The sequence below is a fragment of the Aquabacterium sp. genome (genome assembly GCF_036279655.1).
GTDB lineage: Bacteria > Pseudomonadota > Gammaproteobacteria > Burkholderiales > Burkholderiaceae_C > Aquabacterium.
Map to the genome: position 1 here is coordinate 1 of NZ_DASUIT010000043.1, position 7,240 is coordinate 7,240.

The window sequence follows — 7,240 nt, forward strand, 5'->3', positions numbered from 1 at the left end:
GCCCGCGCCTTCGTGGCCCAGGATGGCCGGGAACAGGCCTTCGGGGTCCGCTCCCGACAGGGTGTAGTAATCGGTGTGGCAGATGCCCGTCGCCTTGATCTCGACGAGGACCTCGCCTTCGCGCGGCCCCTCCAGGTCCACGGTCTCGATCGTAAGGGGCTGGCCTGCTTTCCAGGCGACGGCGGCGCGTGTCTTCATGGGGTGTCCTTGTGGGGGCGGGTGAGAGCGATCATACGGGCCTGCCTCAGGTGGCGTCGTGCTGATGGGCGGGCAGTTCGGTGCCGCATTTCCAGCAGTAGTTGGCCTCGTGAGAGAGCCCTTCGGTGAGGCAGTTGGGGCAGGTACGGGTGGTGCTGGGCGAGGTGGCGCCACCGCCGTTGCCGCCTTGCTGACGCTGGGCGGTCATCTCGGCGGTCACGATGCCGGTGGGCACGGCCAGCACGCCCCAGCCCAGCAGCATCATCAGGGATGAGACCAGCCGCCCCAGGTCGGTCTTGGGCGTGATGTCCCCGAAACCCACCGTGGTCATGGTGGTCACGGCCCAGTACATGGACGTGGGGATGCTGGTGAAGCCATGTTCAGGCCCTTCGATGACGTGCATCACGGTGCCCAGCACCAGCACCACCATCAGCACGAAGGACAGAAAGACCAGGATCTTGCGTCGGCTGGCCTGGATGGCCCGCCCCAGCGAGGTGTACTCATTGACAAAACCGGTCAGCTTGAAGATGCGGAACACCCGCAGCAGGCGCAGGATGCGCACATCGATGAGCAGGTGCGCCTCTGGCACCAGGATGGCCAGGTAGGTGGGCAGGACGGACAGCAGATCGATGATGCCGAAAAAACTCAGGGCGTAGCTCAGCGGGCGCCGCAGGCAGATCAGCCGCAGCACATATTCGGCCGTGAAGGCGAGCGTGAAGAACCATTCGATGGCAGTGAAGATACCGCCCCAGCGCGTCTGCAGGGATTGCACGCTGTCGAGCACCACCACGGCCACGCTGACCAGAATGGCGATGAGCACGGCCTGGTCGAAGCGGCGCCCGGCCACCGTGTCGGCCTCGAAGATGATGGTGTAGAGCTTCAGGCGCCAGCCATCCAGGGGCTTGTCCTGCGCGGAGGAGGAGGTGTTCGTCATGGCGTGTTTATATGCCAGTTGGGCGCGTGTTTTCAGGGTGGACTTTACGTCTTGAAACGCCCATGGTCTTGAACTTTCAGACGGCGCCCCGCATCTGAGCAGGATCTTGTCTTGTAGGAGGTGCCACGATGAAACTGTCCCGATACTGGATGACGGGTTGCATGGCCCTGGTGCTCCTGGTGGCCGGGCGCGGTGCGTCGGCTGCCGCCCGGGAGGAGGGTGAACAAGATGAGCGCCGCGGCGTCGTGACGGCGTCCAGCCAGCGGCCCCTGGACGAAACACTGCAGCGCCTGCGGGCCGCCGCGCGCCGACACGGCTTTGACATCATGGTGAACCTGGCCGGTGGATCCGGCCCGTGGGCCGAGCGCGTGCTCGTCCTGGGGCACCGCGATGGCCGCACGCCCGTGGTCCAGACCACCTCCACCACGGGCCGCGAAGGGGGCTGGGAGCTGCCTTTGCGCCTGTGGCTGCGCAGCGGGCCTGATGGGGCCACGCAGATCATCTACGGTGACCCCCGCGAGCTCAAGGCCTCCGGTGATCTGCCGCCGGAGATGCTGCAGGACGTGGCGGCGCTGCCCGCCATCGTGTCGGCGGCCCTGACGGCCGGGCCGCCTGCGGGTTCAGACGTCGATCGCCGTGCTTGAGCCGGCCTGCTTGCGCAACTCGAACTTCTGGATCTTGCCTGTCGAGGTCTTGGGAATGTCCCCAAAGACCACGGCGCGCGGCACCTTGAAGCCCGCCAGGTGTTGCTTGCAGTGGGCAATGATGTCCTCGGCCGTGACCTGAGCGCCGGGCTTGATCTCCACAAACGCGCAGGGGGTCTCGCCCCACTTGGGGTCGGGCTTGGACACCACGGCGGCGGCCAGCACGGCGGGGTGGCGGTAGAGCACGTCTTCGACCTCGATAGACGAGATGTTCTCGCCGCCCGAGATGATGATGTCCTTGCTGCGGTCCTTGATCTTGACGTAGCCGTCGGGGTACTTCACGGCCAGATCACCCGTGTGGAACCAGCCCCCGGCAAAGGCCTCCTGTGTGGCCTTGGGGTTCTTGAGGTAACCCTTCATGGTGATGTTGCCGCGGAACATGATCTCGCCCATGGTCTCGCCATCGGCGGGCACTTCCTGCATGGTGAGCGGGTCCATCACGGTCACGCTGCGCTGCAGGTGGTAGTTCACCCCCTGGCGGGCGTTCAGGCGGGCACGCTCGCCCACATCCAGCTGGTCCCAGTCCTCGTGCTTGACGCACACCGAGGCGGGGCCGTAGATCTCGGTCAGGCCGTACACATGGGTGAGGTCGATCCCCAACTGCTCCATGCCCTCGATCATGGCGGCGGGCGGTGCTGCACCAGCCACCATGGCCTTGACCTGCTGGGTGATGCCCTGCTTGAGCTCGGCGGGCGCATTGACCAGGGTGGAGTGAACGATGGGGGCGCCGCAGTAGTGCGTCACGCCGTGCTCGCGGAAGGCATCGAAGATGGCCTTGGGGTCGACCTTGCGCAGGCAGACGTTCACGCCGGCGCGGGCCGCTACCGTCCAGGGGAAGCACCAGCCATTGCAGTGGAACATGGGCAGCGTCCACAGGTAGACGGCGTGCTTGGGCATGTCCCATTCCAGGATGTTGGAGACGGCATTCATGGCCGCGCCCCGGTGGTGGTAGACCACACCCTTGGGGTTGCCGGTGGTGCCCGAGGTGTAGTTCAGGCTGATGGCGTCCCACTCGTCCGCCGGCATCTGCCAGGCGAAATCGGGGTCGCCCGAGGCCAGCAGGGCCTCATAGCTCAGCGTGCCGATGGGGGCGTTGTCACCGGTGTAGAGCGCGTCGTCGGCATCGACCACCAGCACGGGCGTTGTCGACTGGCGCAGCCCGATGGCCTTGGCCACCACGGGGGCGAATTCGCGGTCGACGATGACGACCTTGGCCTCGCCGTGGTCCAGCATGAAGGCGATGGCCTCGGCGTCCAGGCGGGTGTTGAGGGTGTTGAGCACGGCACCAGACATGGGGATGCCGAAGTGGGCCTCGACCATGGGCGGCGTGTTGGGCAGCATCACCGCCACCGTGTCGCCCACGCCGATGCCGCGTTGCTGCAGCGCGCTGGCCAGTTGGCGGCAGCGCCGGTAGGTCTGTGACCAGCTCTGCCTCAGGTCTCCGTGCACCACGGCCAGCCGGTCGGGGTAGACCAGGGCGGATCGCTCCAGGAAGGCCAGGGGGGTGAAGGCACTGAAGTTGGCGTCGGTTTTTGGCAGGTCCTGCGCAAAGATGTGAGGCATGGGCTCTCCTTGTGGGAAGCCCAATACCTTACAACGACTTGGGTGATGGATCCATCAATCAACCCCCGTTTCCGGTGAATTTGGGACGATCGGATGCCGCTCAGCGCTGCGGGGCGCGCCCGGCGCCCGAGACCACATAGGATTTGACCAAGCCCGCCACGCGCTCGCAGCGCACCGTACTGTCGGGAAACAGGCGCTCGATGTCACGCCGGCTGGGCAGGCGGATCTCGTCGAAATAGGCGCGGGCGTGGGCCACGCCGGGGCGCGACAGCCAGAACCAGGGCGAGATCAGCACCAACTGGCGCCCCAGGAAGCGCGGCATCCAGTGCAGCAGCGGGAAGATGAAATGCGGCTCGACCGGGAACTCGAAGGCGGGCGTCTGCACCAGCAGGCGGCGCCCGACGCGTTGCATCTCGGCCACCACCACCGGGCGGTGGGCCACCGGCACGTGCTCCAGCACCGAGTTGCACACCACGACATCGAAGCTGCCATCGGCCTCGGGCAGGTGGGCGCCGTCGTAGATCTTCACGGGGATCTGGGCGGCGGCACCTTGCTGGGACGAGGTCTCGCTTTCGCTGATGTTGTAGATCACCACATGCTTGCGGCTCAGATCGATCGGGAAATTGGCCCAGAAATGCTGGGAGCCTCCCAGGTCGAGGATGCGGCGCTCGGTGGTGTCGAACAATTCCGGACAGGCCTCACGCATCATTTGCATGCGACGGCGGCGGAAATAGCCGGTGATCGGCAGGATGAACGAGTGCCACAGCGCCATGACGCAAAGATCCCAGGTGATGAATGGTTTGGTTGGAAGCGGCCGATGATATCGACGAATCAGGCGGCGCCTTCTCCGTGTTTGTGCTCCTGCCCCCCGGACTCGGCCACGACCTTGATGCGTGCGCCGTGCAGGCTCACGACCTGCCCTGGGCGGATCTTGGCGGTTTTGCGCAGTTCATCGCGCCCGTCGACTTGCACCATGCCCTCGGCTACCATGGTCTTGGCCCGCCCGCCGCTCTCGGCCAGGCCGCAGGCCTTGAGCAGGCGGTCCAGGGTGATGAACTCGCCGCGGACCTCGAAAGTGATTTGCTGCAGTGGGGGCATGAATATGGGGTCTCCGTGGAAGTCAGACTGTGCGCGGGCGTCCAGAACGTGCACAATCGCGCCATTGTGCGCACCGGTGTTTTCAAAACTGCGGAGCGCACCGTGAAATTCGGGCTGACGCCGATTGTCAGCCCCCTTGAGGGCCCCGGCTCATGTCGATGAAAAAAACCGATCTCGAAAAGAACAAAGCCCTCAAGCTGATGGGTCAGATGCGCCATGCCGGTGTGCCCGGGCGTTTTGCCCAGGGCTCGGCCCAGGTGCTTGACCGGCGCGAGCAGCGCAAGCTGGATCAGGCCGCCGGCCTGGTGCCCTTGCCGCTCAAGGTCCATGGTGATCTGGTGCGTCAGCTCGAAGAGCAGGCCCAGGCCGCCGGTGTGTCCGTCAACGAACTGGCCGACCGCGTGATCCGCGCCGGCCTCCAGCAGATCCAGGAGTCCTGAAGATGAACGCTCCCATGATGCATGTGGTTGATCCGCAAACCGGCGAGGCCAACCCCGCCGACATCCAGCGCGCCTTCGATGCGCAACTGGCGACCTCGCTGGCCTGGCGTTCGTCCACCGCCGCCGAGCGCATTGCCCGCCTGCGCAAGCTGCGTGATGCCATGCTGGCGCGCCGCGAAGACTTCTACAAGGCCTTCGATCTGGACTATCACAAGCCCCCGTCGGAAGTCGAAGGCACCGAGTTCATGCCCGTGCTCGACGAGATCCGCCATGCCATGGGCGATCTCAAGAGCTGGATGCGCCCCAAGCGCGTGTGGCCCACGATGACCACTGGCGGCACCTCCGCCTGGGTGGAGGCCCAGCCGCGCGGCCGCAGCCTGATCATCGCGCCCTGGAACTTCCCGCTCAACCTGTGCTTCGGCCCCCTGGTGTCCGCCCTGGCGGCTGGCAACACGGCCATCGTCAAGCCCTCGGAGATGACGCCCCACGTCAGCGCGGTGATGGTGTCCATCATCCGCGACATCTTCAAGGAAGACGAAGTCGCCATCTTCGAGGGGGCGCTGCCGACCTCGACCGCGCTGCTGGCCCTGCCCTTCGACCACATCTTCTTCACCGGCTCGCCCGCCGTGGGCAAGGTGGTGATGGCTGCGGCCGCCAAGCACCTCACCAGCGTCACGCTGGAGCTGGGCGGCAAGTCGCCCGTGATCGTTGACGAGACGGCCGACCTCAAGACCGCCGCCGAGACGCTGATGTGGGGCAAGCTGGTCAACTGCGGTCAGACCTGCGTCGCGCCCGACCATGTCTATGTGCACGAAGCGGTCAAGGACAAGTTCGTGGCCGAGTGCCGCCGTGTGATCACCGAGCGCTATGGCGACACTGCCCAGGCCCAGCAGGCCAGCCCGCATTTCACGCACGTGGTCAACCAGCGCCATGCCCAGCGCATTGCCGGCCTGGTCGAAGATGCCAAGACGCGTGGCGCCCGCATCTTGCTGGGCGGGCAGTCCGACGTGGGCCAGGCCTTCGTGGCCCCCACGCTGCTGGACAACATCCCGGCCGATGCCTCCATCATGAGCGAGGAGATCTTTGGCCCGGTGCTGCCCATCATCACCTGGAACAACCTGGACACCGTGATCCGTGCGATCAACGCCCAGCCCAAGCCACTGGCGCTCTACATCTGGAGCCACAACAAGGCACGCACCCGCCGCATCATGACCGAGACCAGCTCGGGCGGCGTGGGCATCAACCACTGTGTGCTGCACTATGCGCACGGCAATCTGCCCTTTGGCGGGGTCAACAACTCCGGCATCGGCAGTGCCCACGGCATCTACGGTTTCAAGGCCTTCTCGCACGAGCGCGCTGTGCTCAAGTCCGGCCCGATCATGGTGGCCAAGCTGTTCTTCCCGCCCTACAGCGGCTTCAAGCCCAAGCTGATCCGCATGGTGGTCGACTCGCTCAAGCTGCCCAAGCTGTTCTGAGTGTGTCACCGCACCCCTGGGATGACCGATAATCCGGTCCCCAGGGCACCAGCCCGCCCCCCGGAGCACCCGAGTGGCGGGCTTTTTGCATGAGACGGCAGTGACTCTTAGGCAGGCTTCGTGGACACCTTCATTCAACAACTGATCAATGGCCTGGTGCTGGGCAGCATGTACGCCCTGGTCGCACTGGGCTACACCATGGTCTACGGCATCATCAACCTCATCAACTTCGCCCATGGCGAGGTGCTGATGGTGGGCGCGCTGGTGAGCTGGACGGTGGTGAGCTACTTTGCCGACGCCGGCCTGCCGGGCTGGGCCCTGCTGTCGCTGTCTCTGGTGGCGGCCATGGCGGTGTGCATGGCGCTCAATGTGGTGATCGAGAAGCTGGCCTACCGGCCCCTGCGCAACGCCCCGCGCCTGGCGCCGCTGATCACGGCCATGGGCATGTCGCTGCTGCTGCAGACCCTGGCCATGATCATCTGGAAGCCCGACTACAAGCCCTATCCCATCCTGCTCAACGACGAGCCCTACGAGATCATGGGCGCCACCATCAACCTGGTGCAGATCCTGATCCTGGTGGTCACCGCCTTGACGCTGGCCGGGCTCATGGCCCTGATCCATGGCACCCGCCTGGGCCGCGCCATGCGTGCCACCGCCGAGAACCCCCGGGTGGCCCAGCTCATGGGCGTGCAGCCCGACAAGGTGATCACGGCCACCTTCGCCATCGGGGCCGCGCTGGCGGCCCTGGCGGGGGTGATGTGGGCGGCCAATTACGGCTCGGTCCAGCACACCATGGGCTTCCTGCCTGGGCTCAAGGCCTTCACGGCG

General features: G+C 65.7%; 9 protein-coding genes. 4 read left to right on the forward strand and 5 right to left on the reverse strand.

What is annotated here, in order from left to right:
* Both VFW84_RS04585 and VFW84_RS04590 read right to left on the reverse strand, forming a co-directional pair.
* Positions 1 to 198: alcohol dehydrogenase catalytic domain-containing protein (locus VFW84_RS04585; RefSeq protein ID WP_329679256.1), on the reverse strand; the 198-nt coding region annotated here is incomplete at its 3' end.
* A gap of 46 nt (positions 199 to 244) precedes the next feature.
* Positions 245 to 1,132 (reverse strand): ion transporter, encoded by an 888-nt coding sequence (locus VFW84_RS04590; protein ID WP_329679257.1) that lies wholly within the window; start codon positions 1,130 to 1,132, stop codon positions 245 to 247.
* Between the two features lie 128 nt (positions 1,133 to 1,260).
* Between VFW84_RS04590 and VFW84_RS04595 the strand changes: the two genes are divergently transcribed.
* Positions 1,261 to 1,776, forward strand: a complete 516-nt coding sequence (locus VFW84_RS04595; RefSeq protein ID WP_329679258.1) for a hypothetical protein — start codon at positions 1,261 to 1,263, stop codon at positions 1,774 to 1,776.
* Here the strand turns inward: VFW84_RS04595 and VFW84_RS04600 are convergent.
* The 3 genes from VFW84_RS04600 to VFW84_RS04610 all read right to left on the reverse strand — a co-directional run bounded on the left by VFW84_RS04600 (position 1,753) and on the right by VFW84_RS04610 (position 4,497).
* A complete protein-coding gene (locus VFW84_RS04600; protein ID WP_329679259.1) occupies positions 1,753 to 3,399 on the reverse strand; it encodes an acyl-CoA synthetase in 1,647 nt (548 codons plus the stop codon). The two genes, VFW84_RS04595 and VFW84_RS04600, sit on opposite strands and share 24 nt — an antisense overlap.
* Positions 3,400 to 3,499: 100 nt before the next feature.
* Positions 3,500 to 4,171: a class I SAM-dependent methyltransferase gene (locus tag VFW84_RS04605; protein WP_329679260.1), complete on the reverse strand. Its 672-nt coding sequence runs from the start codon at positions 4,169 to 4,171 to the stop codon at positions 3,500 to 3,502.
* Positions 4,172 to 4,230: 59 nt separating this feature from the next.
* A complete protein-coding gene (locus tag VFW84_RS04610; RefSeq protein ID WP_329679261.1) occupies positions 4,231 to 4,497 on the reverse strand; it encodes an RNA-binding S4 domain-containing protein in 267 nt (88 codons plus the stop codon).
* Between the two features lie 158 nt (positions 4,498 to 4,655).
* Here VFW84_RS04610 and VFW84_RS04615 point away from each other — a divergent pair, with 158 nt between their 5' ends.
* The 3 genes from VFW84_RS04615 to VFW84_RS04625 form a co-directional block, all read left to right on the forward strand.
* Positions 4,656 to 4,937: a hypothetical protein gene (locus VFW84_RS04615; RefSeq protein ID WP_329679264.1), complete on the forward strand. Its 282-nt coding sequence runs from the start codon at positions 4,656 to 4,658 to the stop codon at positions 4,935 to 4,937.
* 2 nt (positions 4,938 to 4,939) lie between these two features.
* Entirely contained in the window at positions 4,940 to 6,412 is a 1,473-nt protein-coding gene (locus tag VFW84_RS04620) for an aldehyde dehydrogenase family protein (protein ID WP_329679262.1), read from the forward strand.
* Between the two features lie 120 nt (positions 6,413 to 6,532).
* On the forward strand, positions 6,533 to 7,240 hold a 708-nt coding region (locus VFW84_RS04625; RefSeq protein ID WP_329679263.1), incomplete at its 3' end, for a branched-chain amino acid ABC transporter permease.